This is a genomic window from Capnocytophaga periodontitidis (genome assembly GCF_016126015.1).
GTDB lineage: Bacteria > Bacteroidota > Bacteroidia > Flavobacteriales > Flavobacteriaceae > Capnocytophaga > Capnocytophaga periodontitidis.
This window is the reverse complement of sequence record NZ_JAEFDB010000001.1, coordinates 469844-484358: the sequence shown is the minus strand read 5'-3', so window position 1 is coordinate 484358 and position 14515 is coordinate 469844. Positions and strand designations below refer to the sequence as shown.

Here is a 14515-nt window from a genome sequence, read left to right as displayed (position 1 = left end):
TTTAAATTTTACAAGTTTACAAATTCGGTTGCACTCTCTAAGGTGAACTTCTTAGAGTAGTACTCTTTAGAATACTTTTTGTTTGATTTTACAAAAGCATAATAGTCTTTTAAAAGTTTTTTGCTTGATTTCACAAAATCTAATACTTCTTGGCTTGCTTCTTTGTTAGCGTTCAATTTTGCTTTACTTGCTGCCGCTTTGGCTTCTGCTCTTTTTTCTTCAACTTCTAATTTTGCTTGTAACTTAGCGACGTATTCAGCATTCTTCTGTAATTCGTAAGCAATTACCCACATTTGCTTTTCACTGAAAAAATCTTTAAGATTGCTTGTTAAGATTTTGAATGCCAAAGAATCATTAGATACATAATCAATTAACTTTCTTCTGCTGTAAGCTGCTGCTTGACGGCTACTTTCTTCTACAAAATCACCTATTGAGCTGATAGTTGATACACTTGGGTTGATGTAAGATACTTGGTTGTAGATGTCTTTAATTGTAACTTTCATTTTCTTTGAATTTTTAAATTGTTATTACTTGTTTTAATTTTACACTGCAAAGATACGGCAAGATTTTTAATTACGCAAGTGTTTTACTTGTTTTTTTTAATTTTATTTTGTTTGAAATATAACAACCACTTGTAAGTATATGTTAATTAGTTAGTTATAAGAATATTTTTTTGCAATAAAAAAGGCAAAAGATAGTGTTATACCCTTTGCCTTGGTGAGTTACTCGTTTTCGTTTATAGGCTGCTCTATCTCATACGTTATAGATAATCCTATTTCGGTAGCGATATAGTGCTCGATACGTGCGCCCTTGCTGTCTTGCCAGCCTTGTAGCATATAGATAGCCTTGCATTGTAGCAGGGTGGCAATATCTTTGACTATATGCGCTTCCCAAGTGTCGTGCTCGGTAAGTCCGTTTTCAAAAGGGTTTACGGGTTCATAGCCTAATCTTTTCGTTACTTTGGCTACGGCTGCAAATCGTTTGCGGGTTTCGGTGAGGTTTGTACCGCTAATCTTTCCTGAGATGTAGATTTTCATTTTAAATAGTGTTTAAATTGTTATACTTCCCATTATTCTTTTTTTTATTCTTTTTCCGTTCTTTGAATATTTTGATGAGTGCTTTCATACAGTAAAGACGAGCACTTTTGTAATCGAATGACATTCCTTTTCCTTTTTCAATGCCAAAGCGGTTATAAATTCGATAAGAATACCAATTCACTTCCCCCATATTTGGGCGTATGTAGGAAAATAGTCCGCGTACTCTAAACCATTCAAAGACTTGTTCATAAGTTGGAATATCTGTAAAAGGGCTTCCAGGTGAATTGCCACTTAACACAAAATCTTTTATTGAAAACTCTGTTTTCCCCTTTAAACTGCCCCATACCATTGCAGTAATACCAACACCTTCTGAGTATGAGAATAAACAAGGCTCTTTAAAACCTATATCTTTGAGTTCTTTGGCGATGTCAAGTGGGACAAACCAAGTGAGGTAATTCAATTTATTCATCTTTGATAAATTTTCCGTTAATAATTTTGCCTTTTCTGTCTTTGATTTCGTTGTATGCGATGTTTAGGCACTCCTCAATGGTAGTGCCTTCCAAATGAGCAATACCGTTGAGATAGTGTATGATACTAAAAATTCTAAGTCCGCTTGGTTCAGATATTTCTTTGCCTTCATTCCATACATAAAGGCTTATCAATCTACCTAAAGCGTTATGAGCGTTTATTACGTATGAGATGGTATAATAACCTGTTACGGATAGATCAACCGCTTGCTTAATATACTTTATAGCATCCAATTCTATAAAGTAACAATAGTTAATCAGTGTTACCATTACATCGCCAATAGCATCCTGAATAGCGGGTTTGTCATTGTTATAACACGCTTTGATGAGTTCGCCAACCTCCTCGTGTGTTTTCAGGAGTTCGTCAAAAGGCGTTAGTTGCTCATAGATTTTTCTTTCTTTTGCCCACTCTTGGATAAGGGGCACGAGTTCTTGGATTGTTTTCATTGTTTCTATTTAAATTTACAAAATTGTTGTAGTAGTAGGTATTTGTTATTGTAAAACCTCTACTTTCTTCTAATATTTCTGAGATAGATTTTCCTTCTTTTTGTTTTTCTGTTATATCTTTTAATACAGATTCTTTGATTTTTTCTACCATTAAAGTATTTTCCATTGTCTAATCTTCTTCTTTATAATTTAACAATTCGGGGTTTTCATATTGGTTTCCAATAACTTTGGCACGTTGCAAACACGAACGCCAAGCCTCTTCGTGAAGATTGTAATACCCATTGATGTTGCCTACATCTTTGGCATCAATACGGCAGAATGCCATACATTCCTCTCGGTACACAATAAGGCTGTAACCTCCATAATCGTGGGCAAGAATGTCGCCCTCATAGATTTCAGTGCCATTTTTGTCGTGTTGCCCAGTAAATTGACTTATTGTTTCGGGGTGACATTCAAAACAGCTAAAGCCGTCTAAATTATCCTCATCAGTAGAAAATAAGTGAGTAAAATCCCAAGAAGGTATTCCATATAGCCACCCTTTACCTTTAAAGATTGATAATGCTCTAAATTTGATTGTTCTCATTTGTTGATATTTTTAGTGTTATTAGTCAATTTCTACTTCGTATTCCCAGTAGAGGGCATCATCCTCACTTATATTTTCACTGCACCATTCAAAAGCTTCAGGAAATTTGTTTATTTCACTATCACAAATGGAAAATCCATAATCAGCCATTTGTTCTAATTGTTTGGCTACCTCTTCAGGTACTTTTACATCTGATAAACCTACACTGTAGGTTACTTTTACGGTTAAATCTTTGATTGTTCTCATTTGTTGTTTAATTATTTGTTTAAAGATAGGTTTTTCATATTCTATATCTTTTCTGAATTGATTGCTATAGACATGAATTCTAATTTAAACTTCAAGTTCTTAAACTCAGTTTTTTTATTCCAAATAAGTGATGTAGTTACATCATAAACTTCTCTAATGTCACAACTTACTCCTTCAAATACGAAGCAATCTCTTATTAATTTTAGAAATAAGTTTAAACCATCTTCAGTAATAACTCCCATAAGTTTATATGGCATATTATCCTTAGAGCAATAAATAAACGCTCCCTCTTTAATTTCTGTTATCATTTGTTGATATTTTTAATGTTAATAATTTTTCCTAAGTATAGTACGAAGTAGGTTTTACCTTCTTCTGCACCCCATTCGGGTTTACCAGTGCCAAAGCGTATGGTTTTTAATTCTATGGTGAGACTTGGAGCATCACGAGCATAGCCATTGCGAAAGACAACACTGTCGTACTCTCTTCCTATAAGACGAAGGTTGTAATACGGTTTGATGTCGCGATACTCTTCTGTCTTTACGCCCGATAGTATCATATCAAACCATTTCTTTTTGATGGTGAGGTGTAGGGTGTTCATTTTAATAATAATCGTTTTTGAATTTCTTCTTTTTTGCGGTTAAAATCCTTGCGAATGGTATCGTAAGGTAAATCGTTTTCTTCAATATTGTAGGACCTTAATATGTTGATGATGGTAAACTTATAAGGAATACTATAATAATAGTGGTTCATTACAGCGGTACGAAAGAGTTCTCTGCGAAAATGACTGTCAACGAACTTCACTATTAGTGCGTTCTGTTGTGGCAGAATGATAGCCCCACGCTTCTCGTAATTACTTGTATTAATAGTAAGTTGATAGGTTTGCGACAATTCTTTTTTCGGGCGGTACTGGTACTCCGATAGGTTGCTTTTGCGTTGCAGCACGTTGAGGATATAGATACCTATTTCGTCATTGGCTTTGGGTGCGTACGGCTCACCATAGAGCGTACGCATATACTTAATAAGGTAATTGGGTAGGTTTAAAGTGATGTTAAGCATTTCTTTCATTGTTTATGGTTATCATTTCATCGTTATAATAGTACTCAATAGCGGTGTTCTTCTCTACAAATGTTTCTAACTCATTGATGTCTTTAGGATATACCGTATATAGGTAGGGGACAAAATCTTTCAATTTTGTAACCCCACTAATAGCACATAATCCTACTAAATGCTGATGCCAGTAGAGGGCAGCTATATAGGCGTTACTCTTCTTAAAATGCGTAATGATAGGCTCAATACATAGCAATGGCTTGCTGATAAAGTACTCTTTTTTCTTTTTTGTGCCCTCATCATTCGTTACTCGTAATTCTTCATTCATTAAGAATTTTCCCCAACTATCATTGGCATAAGTAATAGTAGGGTTGATACAGTGATATAACGGAAAGTCGCTTTTCTGCTCAGGGAATATATCGTATAAAAATTTAAGATATTCCAACAAGTCAAGCTGAGTTCCCGCAGGTAATAGTCCGCCAACTAATGAGCCTTCACGATAGAGCCCGCTCACCACACAATTAGTCTTGTGCAGATAGGCAGAATCTACCTTTATATTCGTCAGCATTTTAAAGAAGTATTTCATTTGTTTATGGTTTAAGGGTTATGTATTAGGTGTAGTATAGATTTTATCTATAACGAAAAAAGGTGTTTTCTCCATTTTTTTTGAAAAAAAGTAACTTTTTTCCAAAAAGGGGCTTTTTTTTTTCCTACATTTCCTACAGAGCCATTTTTACAAATCCTACATTTGATTTTCAATATATTAGCATTTTTTACCGTGTAGGAAACGGCTTTTTTTACGTAGGAAAACCAAAAATATTTTCCTACACTTTCCTACGAGTTCCTACGAAATCCTACAAATCCTACGTACTTTCCTACGTATTTTTTTAGTTAATATACTCATTATTATAATATTAAGTGTTTGTAGGAAATGTAGGAAAAAAAAAGTGCCATTTTCTAAAAAAATCGTGTTTTTATAAAAAAAATAGTTCATTTTCGGATTTTTAGGTTATTTGTCTATTAGAAAAAACTATTGTTATCGTCTTGTATGTCTTTTACTTCTCCTCTTAATCGTTGATTTTCAATCTCTGCGATGAGTTCTGCACGTATAGGCAGCTTGTTGATGTTTACCTTAATGGCACTGGTAGGGCTGTTGATGGTTAGGTTTATTCGTACGGCTTTTTCTTCTCCTACGAAGCTCTCGGCTTCTTTTATCTGTCGGCGTAATTCGGTTTTGCTTGGTGCGTTCTCTCTATATTGTATAAACCATTGGCGTTGCACTATACTATATACTGTGCTAAAATTAAAACTTAGATAGCCACCTTCCTCGCGCAGGTTGATACCCATTCGTAAGGCTTCTCCCTGGGTGAGCCGCATACATACCAAAATGCAATCCCAAAAACGATTGGCAGCTGAGTCAGTTTCTATCTTCTTGCGTTGGCTATCTACCATTATCTCGAAGTGCGTTAACATCTCTTCTTCGGTAAAAGGAAATATCCAATCGTTTTTAAAGATATTGAATACCGCCCGAAGTACTGAGAGGTTATCGGTAATACGCGAAGGCACATTCTTAAATAGTTCTCCTTTGGTAAAATTTCTCTTAGCCTCTCGGTAAGTTTCCAAGAACTTGTCGGCAAAGAAGTTTCGTTTATGGATAAAGAAGTCTGCCATACCCGATATACCTTTCTTGCACATATCTTTCAGCACATTATACTGTTTTTTTGCCTCGTCGTCAAACTCTTGTTGCTTCATCTCCTCCCATAGTAGGCGAGTGATAAGGGCTTCAGCATCGGGGCAATCGTTACCAGTAAGGATAGTAGCCGATAAGATAGGTACTTCTTCGGTAGCTACGGGGCTTTCTATGGTGCCTCGCTTATAGCCTCGTCTGTCCCACAAGCCTTTTAGCACACCATCAATCTGTGGGTTGCCGCGCTTGTACTCCGATAGTTGCGATATACCATTGCTAAATTGAGAGAACTCGCGTATTTGTGCCTTAATGGTGCTCGCTCCTCCCTCAAGCTGTATAGCGGTTTGAGGAATACCCATCAGTGATTGTACCGCCTCGCATAGATTATCTTTACCCGTTGAAGCAGGTCCATAGAGAAAGAGCAGAGGATAGAAGCCCGTACCCGATACAATAATGTCTTGGTAAAAAGCCCCAATGCCAAAAAGTATAGCCGTAATGGCGTGCGAGCGGTGTACCTTATACATTTGGCGAAAATATTCAGGAGGGGCTAACGAAGTGTCTGTACTCTTAAACCTCTTTTGCGCGCCGTACATAAAGGCGTTATTTTCGTAATTGGCATTGGCTGAAGGAATGTAGTAGCAAGTCTTTTGGTAATTGAAAAGCCCCGTTTTGTCGAGTACTATATCTTCGCCCTGGGGTATTACTATTTTGTTATTCCAAGCCCAAAAACCTTCCGTTTGCCAGCCGAGTATGCTAATCTTACGCCCTGTACCCATACGGTCGAAAAGATAACGCAAAAGGCGTTCGTGCTGAGATGGAGTTCCCGAAAAGTAGTAGTTACCAAATGAGGTTACCACGTTCTTAAACGAGGGTAGGGAGTTGATTTTATCGGAAAGTATATCAAAAATCTTTTCGCTACCATAGATGTTGCAGATACGTATGAGTTTCATAGGGAACTTCTCATCTTGCATGTGCTGTACTATTTCAATAGAGAAATTGGAAATCGACATAAAGTATTCCTTACCCTCCTTGCCCGCTGATGTATAAATGCGGTTTTGGTGCTGAAAAAGTCCATATTCTATTATCTCATTCTTATATAGGTAAGGATCTTCTACTTCATCGGGGAAAAGATAGTTATCGAGCGAGCCGTCTATACCACTTCCTTCCCCTCTTTGAACGCGTGGGGAGTTGTTACTATGTTTAGGTTTTTCCTCCTTTTTTGGGGTTATCTTGACATTAAACATCTCTTTCAGCTGCTCGGTATACGCCTCGCGGGTAGTATCGTCAGGAATGCAGCCTACGAGTTTCCCAGCCAATTCGGTGAGGTTTTTTTTGTCTTCGGGTAATAGCAGTGCTTTTTTGCTTTCTCCGTGTTTTTCAGTATAGCGGTCGAGGGCTGCACGGTAGGCTTCGCCAATAAGGTGCAATATAGCATCGTTGCGCGAGTATTTGATAAGTTCTACCGCATTGGGGCGTTGCCCTATACTGTCAGGATCTTCTTTGTCTTCCGACGGGAATACCACTAATTCGGCAAATAACCCCGCTTGCAATATCAGCTGTAAATCGCGCTCGGCAGCCGTTTGGCCTGCGCTATCGCTATCGCGGAAGATAATCACCTTGCGGCAAAGTTTCTTCAGCTGTGCCAAGTGTTGTGGGGTGAGAGCCGTGCCCAAGGTAGCAACGGTATTGGCAAACCCTATCTGATGCATACGCATTACATCGGTATAGCCTTCTACCAAATACACCTCGCCCGTATTGGCAATGGTATTACGCGCCAAATGGAAGCCGTACAGCAAGTTGGATTTATCGAATAAATCAGACTCAGCACTATTGATATACTTAGGTTGCTTCTTATCGTTAGTAAGTATTCTGCCGCCAAAGCCTACGCAATGCCCATATTTGTCGCAAATAGGGAAAATAATACGCCCTTTGAAGAAGTCGTAATAGTTGCCTTGGTTATTCTTGCGCAACAGCCCTAATGCTTCGCCATCGCTCACGATAGCCTGCTCTTTGAAAGCCTCGTACAAGCCTGCCAAGGCATACCCTATACCGAAGTTATCCACAATCTCATCGGTGAAATTACGGCTAAGCATATACTTCTTGGCTTCGCTCTCAGGGGGCAAACTCACAAAGTTCTGACGGTATATTTCGGCAGTTTTCTTGAGTATTTGTGTAAGGCTTTGCTTTTGGGTGCGCTTTTCTTTTTGCTCGTCGGTTTCTTTCTCGTATTCTATAGGAATGTTGAGGGTTTCGCAGGCGAGTTTAACCGCCTCGAGGAAATCAACTCCCTTATAGGCTTGGACAAAGTCGATAATGCTTGTACCTCCTTTACCCGAACCGAAGTCTTTCCATATATTCTTTACATTGGAAACCTTGAAGCTGGGGGTGCGTTCGTTTTTGAAAGGCGAGCACCCCTCCGCCGTTCCGTTATTGCGTATCTTATACGAAGCATCGGTATACACCCTGCCAATAGCTTGACAAAGGTCGGCTTCGTATAATTTATCTATGACTGATGATTTAATCATAATCAGTTTCTTTCTTCAAATAGTTTATTAAATTGCTCTTTTCCCATTTTTCCAATAGCTTCTGCTACATTAGAGTAGCCGAGTTTTTTAGCAAAAGAACTCTTTTGATCATATAAGTCACCTAACAATTTCGGACTACAGTCTTTCATTGTTAAAGGTACTATGCCAGAGTCTTGCATTTGTTTAATTCCTTGAAGCTGTATCTTAGCTGAATTGATAATGGTATTAGCAACATTAGTCATCGCTTGTGCTTTTGAAGTATCGACGCGCTCCTCTTTGATGTCGTCTAAAAGTTTGAATAAGGTTTCGTTTAAGTCGTCTAAGTTCATTTTGTTAGTTGTTTTTTTATTTTAGAAATCTGTTTAATAGCTGTTTTTAACTCATTAGGATAACGGTGAATAGTATTTTTTTGCATAAGTTCTTCATTGCTCACACACGCTAAATTTTCTAAACAGCAATCGAGCGTATTCCCATTTTTAAAAATAACATTATACCCTTTAGGTATTGTTCCGTGTGCTTGCTCCCATAGATAACGGTGCTTAGGAATTGCTTTTCTCGCTCCAGGTATCTTTATATAGATGTAAGAAATACCTTTTTCATTGCGAATCACCTCAGTATAATCAGTGAGGGTATTATGAGGTAAATGCCCTTTCTTAAAAAAAGTGTGTTTTACCTTCTCATAAGTTTCTTCTGACATTTTGATACCTTTGTTTTCAGGAATTTTCCCTTTTTGATATCTACTAATTAGCGATTTTTCTTTCAGTAGTTCAGTATACCCTAAGCGGTGTGCTTCTTTTCTAATTGTAACACAACTTCTATTTAATGCTTTGGCTATCCACTTTAAAGAATGATTGCGAATATGTTCGTGAATAAAAGTAACTTCTTCTTCGTTGAGAGGTCTTTTTATTCCCTCGCTTTTGAAAAAAGCACATAATTCAGCTGATATTCTAAGGTTATTTTTGCGCATAAATCTCTGAACTGCATAAGGTGATACACCTAATGTTTTTGCAATTCTTTTACCTGATAGTTTAAGGTAATGCTCACGAATAAACGCTGCTTTTTCTGGGGTGATTACAGATTTCATAGGTATTTTATTTTTTTAGGTTATGTCTTTTTACAAAAGAAGCTACGGTAAGTCTATGAACTTTAGTTAATCTCCCGATAGCACTATAACTAATGTTATTTTCTAAAAGTTCTATTATTTGTTCTTCTTTTCCTGTGAGTTTAGTTTTAGCAGATTTGTGTCCTTTTGGACGCCCTAATACTACCCCCTCAGCCTTTTTGCGTGCCAATGCTTCTTTGGTTCGTTGAGATATAAGTTGTCTTTCTATTTGTGCCGAAAGCCCATAAGCAAAAGCTATCACTGCGCTACTAATATCATTATCTAAACGATAATTATCTTTAATAGTCCAGATATTCACTTTTTTCTTACTACACTCGTTTAAAATGGCCATAATCATCATTAAGCTGCGCCCCAAACGAGAAAGTTCTGAACAAAGAATATAATCACCTGATTTTGCCTTTGTTAATAGTTTTCCTAATTCACGTTTTTCAGGATCTTTAGTTCCTGAAATACCTTCATCTAAAATCCAACCATCTATTTTCATATTATTTTTCTTGCAAAAATTCTTTATTTCATAGCGTTGGTTTTCTACAGTTTGTTTGTCAGTGCTTACGCGTATATATCCGTATACCATAGTTATTGTATTTCTAATTGTACTACATTTATTAAATTATTGTTTAATGATATATTCGATATTCTTTCCATCCTTCCTGTTGGCAATTTACAGGCGTATGAAGGTCTGTATATACAAGGTAACGATAGAAGGATGTTTTTGATATTTTTAATTTTTTAGCAATGATTTTTTTCTGCGTACCCTTTTCTAATTCTTTGACGATCCATTCGTGTTTCTCGGTACATTTTGGGTTGAGCCTACAGCGGAAACCTCTTTGCCTACCAAGTACCATTCCCTCTGCTTTTTTGCGTGCCAACGCCTCTTTAGTACGTTGGCTGATAAGGTTACGCTCAATCTCGGCTGATAGACCAAAAGCAAAAGCAAGCACTTTGCTCTGTATATCATCTCCTAAGCGGTAATTGTCTTTAATAGTCCATACACGGCACTCTTTGGTCATACATATATTGAGAATTTCCATTATCATAAACAAGTTACGCCCTAATCGTGACAGTTCACTGCAGATAATAATATCATCTTTCTTTACTTTTTTTAGCAACTTGCCCAATTGGCGTTTGCTATAACTTTTGGTGCCGCTAATAGTTTCTTCAATCCAATCATCTATTAACAGCCCTTTCTTCACGCAAAAGTTTGTAATTTCAAATCGCTGGTTCTCTATTGTTTGTTTATCGGAACTCACCCGAATATATCCGTATACCATAGTTATTGTATTTCTAATTGTACTACAAAGCCGAGTTTCATTAAGTTCTTGGCTTGTGTAGTGTTCATTACTTCTTCGTTATAGGCATAGATAGTATGTTTGTGCGGTTCTACTCTATACCCTTTGCATTTTAGTCGGTAAGTGTTATTGTATATCTTCCGCTTTTCAGCCGACACCTTATAGGTAGTCTTTACTTTAGCAGTAGCACTTATCGGAGCTACCTCGAAGAGGAGGTGAGGAGGGTGTATTTGTTTTTGAACTCTCTTGCTCTTCTTTGGAAATCGGCGATGATTCGCTCTCTTAACTCGTTTTCGTCCCATAGTTGTTTCTTCTTTTTCTTTTTAGTTGTTGGAATGCTTTCTACATTGGTATTCAATAGTTGGCGCAAGCGTTCTCGTTGGGTATTATCCAACGCCTGGGCAACCTTGTACACTGTTTCAGCATTCATTGAAAAACATTTAATAGTTATATCACATCGCAAAACTGGCGACTGATAACAAAACCAAAAAGGATTGTGTGCAACTCTACACGGCACAAACGACAATCTTGGTCGAGATGATAATAAGTGATTCGTTTAAACATAACGTATAGATTTAAAGGTTAGACATTTCAAACAGTTTCTCATTTGGTACTCCTGTAATTTCAACAAGTGCACTTCTACATTTTGTAGTGTCAAGTTTCTTATTATTGTTATCTATGTACCTATTTACAGTATCATAACTAACACCAATAGCTAATGCAAGTTGCATTCTTCTTGTTTGCTTTTCTCCTTTCTCAGAGAAAAAATTAATAATTTCTTTGGTCAAATTCATTTTATTCTATAATTTTACCCCTGCAAAGTTGCATAGGCAGTTTTGCGAGGGCAAAAGTAAAGAACATTCTATATATTACAAAATTTTTATAGAATTATTTTTGAAGAAAAAAATATATTTATATGGAAACATCTGAAAATCAAAGGTTAATTGAAGTTCAAAAAAAGTTAGGTTTTAGTTCTCAAAAGGATTTTGCCGAAGCTTTAGGAATAAAACAAGGCAGTTTGAGTGATATTTATAGAGAGAAAAAGGGAATAAAAGTTTCATTATCTATAAAAAAAACTCTAAAAAAAGAATTTTCTATTAATATAAAATGGTTAGAAACAGGAGAAGGAAATATGTTTGAAGAACCTGTTTTAGAACCTGAAAATTGGATAGTAGATGATTTAAGCAGGTATAATAGTCCAAATCACGATAAAACATCCTTAGAAAGATTAGGATTGCGTTTGGATGAACTTTGTAGAGTAAAAAATATGAATTATCAAGATTTATCAGAATTGATAAATGTTGATTATGTTGAGTTAGTTTCACTTATTTCAGGCAACAAACCTACTCCTGCAAGTCTTTTAGAAAAAATAATGGACAATATTCCTGAAATTAGACCTCTTTGGTTGATATTAGGGTATGGTGCTATTTTTAAAGAAGTAGCTGAAAATAAAGATGAAGAAATAAAACGATTGAAGCAGGAGGTTGAAGAATTAAAAAAACGCACTTATTCAACCGAAAATGTGGATAGAAAAACCGCATAAAAACATACCTAAAGTAATTGATTTTTACCCTAAAAGGTAGATAAAACGAATACTAATAACGCATACAAACCACTATATTTTTAACAAGTTTATCAGTTTTTATAGTATTGTAAAACAAAAAGTTATGAATTTTTAAACTATATAGTTTTAAACTCATAACCCGAAGGTCACTGGTTCGAGTCCAGTTCCCGCTACAAAATAGGCGTAATTAGTTTGATAATCAACTAATTACGCCAAGTTTTTTAAAATAGCTGTGTCAGTTTTGTGGCTATTTCCCTGCACGAGGAAGATAGCCATAAATAAAAAAATGTCTACAACTGAAAAAAATGTGCCTCATCGCACGATATTTATTGACTACAAGCCTGCTGTCTTACAGAAAGGTGTTAAAGAAAATTGGTTTATAGTCTTCTACGCCAAAATTCCGACTCAAAATGAGTTTAAACGTTTTCGCAAACGTGTGCCTCCCCTCTCCCCAACTCGCGAGCGTGAAAAGTACGCCAAAAAGATGATCGCTTCTATCAATCAAAAATTAGATAATGGCTGGTCTCCTTTCTATGAGGATACAAATGTAAAATACAAATCATTAGAATATTGTGCTGATTTATTTCTTAAAATGCAAGAACGTGAAGTAGAAGAGGGGGTAAAACGTACTGATACGTTACGCTCTTATAAGTCTTTTCTTGATTTATTGCTAAAATACCTAAAAGATAAAAAGCTATTGGTTAAGTTTGTAATCGAAATAGACACATTTGTAATTCAGAATTATTTAGATTATTTGTTCTACGATAGAAAAAACAGTGCACGTACCTATAATAATCACTTGAAATTCTTAAATACTTTCTTTCTTTGGTGCAAAACCAAAAACTTTATCAATGCAAATCCTGCTGAAAGTATCAAACCTAAAGCTAAGGTGCAAAAGAAACGTGAAGTGTTGGCGGTGGATATTAAAGCAAAAGTGAAGACACTACGCGAGACAAATTTTCATTACTACGTGCTTTGTATGCTTACTTATTACTGCTTTATACGGCGCACTGAACTGACAAAGCTGAAAGTAAGTGATGTATATTTGCACGGTGGCTATATAGTAATTGACGGCACAAATTCTAAAAACCGAAAAACCGAAAGCGTTACCATACCAGATGTGTTTTTGCCAGACCTTGCCCAGCACCTCACCACGGCAAATAATAGCGACTACCTTTTTAGCACCGATAAGTTTAAAGCTGGTCCTACCCAAATAAACCCTAAAAAGATTTCGGACGAGTGGGCTAAGTTTCGCAAGCTGCACAAGTTTGATAGCAAATTCCAGTTTTACTCGCTGAAAGATACTGGGATTACAGACCTGCTCAATAGTGGTATTCCTGCTATTAAGGTACGCGACCAAGCACGACACTACGATTTGAAGATTACGGAAAGCTACACCGCCCGTAATAAATTTGCTGATGAAACTGTTAAGAGGGCTTCGTTTGCGTTCTGATGTGCGTGTGTGCGTGTGTGTGCGTGAGGCTGTGAAAATGCCTTTTTTATCGTATGTTTTGTATGCAGAGGACAAAAAACATATATAAAACTCTGAAATACAACACACTAACAAGCATACAAAACCGCCTACAAACTTAATTTTTCACTGTATGTAATATCTTTTGGGTGCGGGGAGTTTTGTATGCAAAGGGTAAAAGTCCCCTCTTTATATGATGTTGCAGGGAGTGGAAATGGGTGTTGTATGTAGGTGAGGTTCGTGGAATGCAGAGAGGAGTTCATTCGTGTGTGTGCGTGTGTGTGCGTAAGGGTAAAAAATAGGTGTTTTTTGCAAGCAAAAAGCAAAAAAAACTTTCACTTGGGAGTGAAAGTTTTTTGTAATTTACTCATTATCAATTGCAATTCTTTTTTAAAAATTTCAAATTCACGCTCTAAATCTTTAACTTGTAGCTCTAAATCGCGTTGTTTATCACTTATTTTGTCAAAATTATGGAGTATCCATAAGAAAAGGAAAAGACAAGTAAAAGTGATTTCAAAGATAATGATTGTTAAAAAGGTGCTAATGCTCATAATGTTGTTGTTTTTTAATGTTTGTTAGAAAAAAACCAGCCTTACGGGGCTGGAGAAAAGGGGTATTAGCGTTTTTTGCGTTTGGCGGTGGTAGCCTTGGCTTTAACGATTCGTCCGTTTTCGTTGTAACGGAATCCTTTTTTTAATTTTCCATTGGCTTTTAAGCCTACTTTACGGGTTGTTGCCATATTAAATAATTATTTATTGGTTACTAAAATTGTTTTACGATGTAGGCGAATATGCGGGGTACGACGGTGTGTGTGCGGTGGTGCTTGGTCATATTCTTGCCGTGTTTTTTGGTGTGATCTTCGGTGATGTGTTCTTCGGTAAATAGGTGTTCGTGATATATGGGGAAGCCTAATATATCTACGCCTACTTGGTAGGATACTACTTTGGTTACTACTGTGGTGCTCATATT

The 14515-nt window shown here is 36.6% G+C and carries 24 protein-coding genes; 2 read left to right on the top strand and 22 right to left on the bottom strand.

Features of this window, described 5'->3' with window-relative positions:
• Positions 1-8 precede the first annotated feature (8 nt).
• From I7X29_RS02450 to I7X29_RS02360, 19 genes are all read right to left on the bottom strand, one after another.
• The gene (locus I7X29_RS02450; RefSeq protein ID WP_198472687.1) at positions 9-503 is read right to left on the bottom strand and encodes a hypothetical protein; all 495 of its coding nucleotides are present in this window, start codon (positions 501-503) and stop codon (positions 9-11) included.
• 219 nt (positions 504-722) lie between these two features.
• Positions 723-1037 (bottom strand): DUF4406 domain-containing protein, encoded by a 315-nt coding sequence (locus I7X29_RS02445; RefSeq protein ID WP_198472686.1) that lies wholly within the window; start codon positions 1035-1037, stop codon positions 723-725.
• 1 nt (position 1038) lies between these two features.
• Complete coding sequence (locus I7X29_RS02440; RefSeq protein WP_198472685.1) at positions 1039-1506, bottom strand: hypothetical protein; 468 nt, start codon at positions 1504-1506, stop codon at positions 1039-1041.
• Positions 1499-2011 carry a MazG-like family protein gene (locus I7X29_RS02435; protein WP_198472684.1) on the bottom strand — a complete coding sequence of 171 codons (513 nt, stop codon included), beginning with the start codon at positions 2009-2011 and terminating at the stop codon, positions 1499-1501. The genes I7X29_RS02440 and I7X29_RS02435 overlap by 8 nt, the downstream gene beginning before the upstream one ends.
• Complete coding sequence (locus tag I7X29_RS02430; protein WP_198472683.1) at positions 1947-2177, bottom strand: hypothetical protein; 231 nt, start codon at positions 2175-2177, stop codon at positions 1947-1949. Before I7X29_RS02430 ends, I7X29_RS02435 begins: the two co-directional genes overlap by 65 nt.
• Before the next feature lie 3 nt (positions 2178-2180).
• Complete coding sequence (locus tag I7X29_RS02425) at positions 2181-2594, bottom strand: YopX family protein (protein ID WP_198472682.1); 414 nt, start codon at positions 2592-2594, stop codon at positions 2181-2183.
• Between the two features lie 21 nt (positions 2595-2615).
• Complete coding sequence (locus I7X29_RS02420; protein WP_198472681.1) at positions 2616-2840, bottom strand: hypothetical protein; 225 nt, start codon at positions 2838-2840, stop codon at positions 2616-2618.
• A 41-nt stretch (positions 2841-2881) separates the two neighbouring features.
• On the bottom strand, positions 2882-3148 hold the full coding sequence (locus tag I7X29_RS02415; protein ID WP_198472680.1) for a hypothetical protein: 267 nt from the start codon (positions 3146-3148) through the stop codon (positions 2882-2884).
• On the bottom strand, positions 3145-3438 hold the full coding sequence (locus I7X29_RS02410; protein WP_198472679.1) for an ASCH domain-containing protein: 294 nt from the start codon (positions 3436-3438) through the stop codon (positions 3145-3147). Before I7X29_RS02410 ends, I7X29_RS02415 begins: the two co-directional genes overlap by 4 nt.
• The gene (locus I7X29_RS02405; protein WP_198472678.1) at positions 3435-3905 is read right to left on the bottom strand and encodes a hypothetical protein; all 471 of its coding nucleotides are present in this window, start codon (positions 3903-3905) and stop codon (positions 3435-3437) included. The genes I7X29_RS02410 and I7X29_RS02405 overlap by 4 nt, the downstream gene beginning before the upstream one ends.
• Positions 3889-4473 (bottom strand): hypothetical protein, encoded by a 585-nt coding sequence (locus I7X29_RS02400; protein WP_198472677.1) that lies wholly within the window; start codon positions 4471-4473, stop codon positions 3889-3891. The genes I7X29_RS02405 and I7X29_RS02400 overlap by 17 nt, the downstream gene beginning before the upstream one ends.
• Before the next feature lie 434 nt (positions 4474-4907).
• On the bottom strand, positions 4908-8099 hold the full coding sequence (dnaG, locus tag I7X29_RS02395) for a DNA primase (RefSeq protein ID WP_198472676.1): 3192 nt from the start codon (positions 8097-8099) through the stop codon (positions 4908-4910).
• Between the two features lie 2 nt (positions 8100-8101).
• Complete coding sequence (locus I7X29_RS02390) at positions 8102-8428, bottom strand: hypothetical protein (protein ID WP_198472675.1); 327 nt, start codon at positions 8426-8428, stop codon at positions 8102-8104.
• Positions 8425-9183: an HNH endonuclease signature motif containing protein gene (locus I7X29_RS02385; protein ID WP_198472674.1), complete on the bottom strand. Its 759-nt coding sequence runs from the start codon at positions 9181-9183 to the stop codon at positions 8425-8427. The genes I7X29_RS02390 and I7X29_RS02385 overlap by 4 nt, the downstream gene beginning before the upstream one ends.
• 7 nt (positions 9184-9190) lie before the next feature.
• Positions 9191-9796 carry a master DNA invertase Mpi family serine-type recombinase gene (locus I7X29_RS02380; RefSeq protein WP_198472673.1) on the bottom strand — a complete coding sequence of 202 codons (606 nt, stop codon included), beginning with the start codon at positions 9794-9796 and terminating at the stop codon, positions 9191-9193.
• Between the two features lie 43 nt (positions 9797-9839).
• Entirely contained in the window at positions 9840-10493 is a 654-nt protein-coding gene (locus I7X29_RS02375; protein ID WP_198472672.1) for a master DNA invertase Mpi family serine-type recombinase, read from the bottom strand.
• A 2-nt stretch (positions 10494-10495) separates the two neighbouring features.
• Positions 10496-10813, bottom strand: coding sequence for a hypothetical protein (locus tag I7X29_RS02370; protein WP_198472671.1), 318 nt, complete (start codon positions 10811-10813; stop codon positions 10496-10498).
• On the bottom strand, positions 10711-10941 hold the full coding sequence (locus I7X29_RS02365; protein WP_198472670.1) for a hypothetical protein: 231 nt from the start codon (positions 10939-10941) through the stop codon (positions 10711-10713). The genes I7X29_RS02370 and I7X29_RS02365 overlap by 103 nt, the downstream gene beginning before the upstream one ends.
• 145 nt (positions 10942-11086) lie before the next feature.
• The gene (locus tag I7X29_RS02360) at positions 11087-11305 is read right to left on the bottom strand and encodes a hypothetical protein (protein WP_198472669.1); all 219 of its coding nucleotides are present in this window, start codon (positions 11303-11305) and stop codon (positions 11087-11089) included.
• 122 nt (positions 11306-11427) lie between these two features.
• Between I7X29_RS02360 and I7X29_RS02355 the strand changes: the two genes are divergently transcribed.
• Both I7X29_RS02355 and I7X29_RS02350 read left to right on the top strand, forming a co-directional pair.
• Positions 11428-12054, top strand: a complete 627-nt coding sequence (locus I7X29_RS02355; RefSeq protein WP_198472668.1) for a helix-turn-helix domain-containing protein — start codon at positions 11428-11430, stop codon at positions 12052-12054.
• A 307-nt stretch (positions 12055-12361) separates the two neighbouring features.
• The gene (locus I7X29_RS02350) at positions 12362-13528 is read left to right on the top strand and encodes a tyrosine-type recombinase/integrase (protein ID WP_198472667.1); all 1167 of its coding nucleotides are present in this window, start codon (positions 12362-12364) and stop codon (positions 13526-13528) included.
• A 353-nt stretch (positions 13529-13881) separates the two neighbouring features.
• On the opposite strand, the gene I7X29_RS02345 is transcribed toward I7X29_RS02350, so the two are convergent.
• The 3 genes from I7X29_RS02345 to I7X29_RS02340 all read right to left on the bottom strand — a co-directional run bounded on the left by I7X29_RS02345 (position 13882) and on the right by I7X29_RS02340 (position 14512).
• Entirely contained in the window at positions 13882-14097 is a 216-nt protein-coding gene (locus I7X29_RS02345; protein ID WP_198472666.1) for a hypothetical protein, read from the bottom strand.
• Between the two features lie 65 nt (positions 14098-14162).
• Entirely contained in the window at positions 14163-14285 is a 123-nt protein-coding gene (locus tag I7X29_RS15600) for a hypothetical protein (protein WP_262482412.1), read from the bottom strand.
• 23 nt (positions 14286-14308) lie between these two features.
• Positions 14309-14512, bottom strand: coding sequence for a glutamyl-tRNA amidotransferase (locus I7X29_RS02340; protein WP_198472665.1), 204 nt, complete (start codon positions 14510-14512; stop codon positions 14309-14311).
• Positions 14513-14515: the final 3 nt, after the last annotated feature.

Excerpts from the sequence above, each read along its gene's own strand:
- I7X29_RS02450 (WP_198472687.1), bottom strand. The coding sequence starts at position 503 with ATGAAAGTTACAATTAAAGACATCTACAACCAAGTATCTTACATCAAC.
- I7X29_RS02445 (WP_198472686.1), bottom strand. The coding sequence starts at position 1,037 with ATGAAAATCTACATCTCAGGAAAGATTAGCGGTACAAACCTCACCGAA.
- I7X29_RS02440 (WP_198472685.1), bottom strand. The coding sequence starts at position 1,506 with ATGAATAAATTGAATTACCTCACTTGGTTTGTCCCACTTGACATCGCC.
- I7X29_RS02435 (WP_198472684.1), bottom strand. The coding sequence starts at position 2,011 with ATGAAAACAATCCAAGAACTCGTGCCCCTTATCCAAGAGTGGGCAAAA.
- I7X29_RS02430 (WP_198472683.1), bottom strand. The coding sequence starts at position 2,177 with ATGGAAAATACTTTAATGGTAGAAAAAATCAAAGAATCTGTATTAAAA.
- I7X29_RS02425 (WP_198472682.1), bottom strand. The coding sequence starts at position 2,594 with ATGAGAACAATCAAATTTAGAGCATTATCAATCTTTAAAGGTAAAGGG.
- I7X29_RS02420 (WP_198472681.1), bottom strand. The coding sequence starts at position 2,840 with ATGAGAACAATCAAAGATTTAACCGTAAAAGTAACCTACAGTGTAGGT.
- I7X29_RS02415 (WP_198472680.1), bottom strand. The coding sequence starts at position 3,148 with ATGATAACAGAAATTAAAGAGGGAGCGTTTATTTATTGCTCTAAGGAT.
- I7X29_RS02410 (WP_198472679.1), bottom strand. The coding sequence starts at position 3,438 with ATGAACACCCTACACCTCACCATCAAAAAGAAATGGTTTGATATGATA.
- I7X29_RS02405 (WP_198472678.1), bottom strand. The coding sequence starts at position 3,905 with ATGAAAGAAATGCTTAACATCACTTTAAACCTACCCAATTACCTTATT.
- I7X29_RS02400 (WP_198472677.1), bottom strand. The coding sequence starts at position 4,473 with ATGAAATACTTCTTTAAAATGCTGACGAATATAAAGGTAGATTCTGCC.
- dnaG (WP_198472676.1), bottom strand. The coding sequence starts at position 8,099 with ATGATTAAATCATCAGTCATAGATAAATTATACGAAGCCGACCTTTGT.
- I7X29_RS02390 (WP_198472675.1), bottom strand. The coding sequence starts at position 8,428 with ATGAACTTAGACGACTTAAACGAAACCTTATTCAAACTTTTAGACGAC.
- I7X29_RS02385 (WP_198472674.1), bottom strand. The coding sequence starts at position 9,183 with ATGAAATCTGTAATCACCCCAGAAAAAGCAGCGTTTATTCGTGAGCAT.
- I7X29_RS02380 (WP_198472673.1), bottom strand. The coding sequence starts at position 9,796 with ATGGTATACGGATATATACGCGTAAGCACTGACAAACAAACTGTAGAA.
- I7X29_RS02375 (WP_198472672.1), bottom strand. The coding sequence starts at position 10,493 with ATGGTATACGGATATATTCGGGTGAGTTCCGATAAACAAACAATAGAG.
- I7X29_RS02370 (WP_198472671.1), bottom strand. The coding sequence starts at position 10,813 with ATGGGACGAAAACGAGTTAAGAGAGCGAATCATCGCCGATTTCCAAAG.
- I7X29_RS02365 (WP_198472670.1), bottom strand. The coding sequence starts at position 10,941 with ATGAATGCTGAAACAGTGTACAAGGTTGCCCAGGCGTTGGATAATACC.
- I7X29_RS02360 (WP_198472669.1), bottom strand. The coding sequence starts at position 11,305 with ATGAATTTGACCAAAGAAATTATTAATTTTTTCTCTGAGAAAGGAGAA.
- I7X29_RS02355 (WP_198472668.1), top strand. The coding sequence starts at position 11,428 with ATGGAAACATCTGAAAATCAAAGGTTAATTGAAGTTCAAAAAAAGTTA.
- I7X29_RS02350 (WP_198472667.1), top strand. The coding sequence starts at position 12,362 with ATGTCTACAACTGAAAAAAATGTGCCTCATCGCACGATATTTATTGAC.
- I7X29_RS02345 (WP_198472666.1), bottom strand. The coding sequence starts at position 14,097 with ATGAGCATTAGCACCTTTTTAACAATCATTATCTTTGAAATCACTTTT.
- I7X29_RS15600 (WP_262482412.1), bottom strand. The coding sequence starts at position 14,285 with ATGGCAACAACCCGTAAAGTAGGCTTAAAAGCCAATGGAAAATTAAAA.
- I7X29_RS02340 (WP_198472665.1), bottom strand. The coding sequence starts at position 14,512 with ATGAGCACCACAGTAGTAACCAAAGTAGTATCCTACCAAGTAGGCGTA.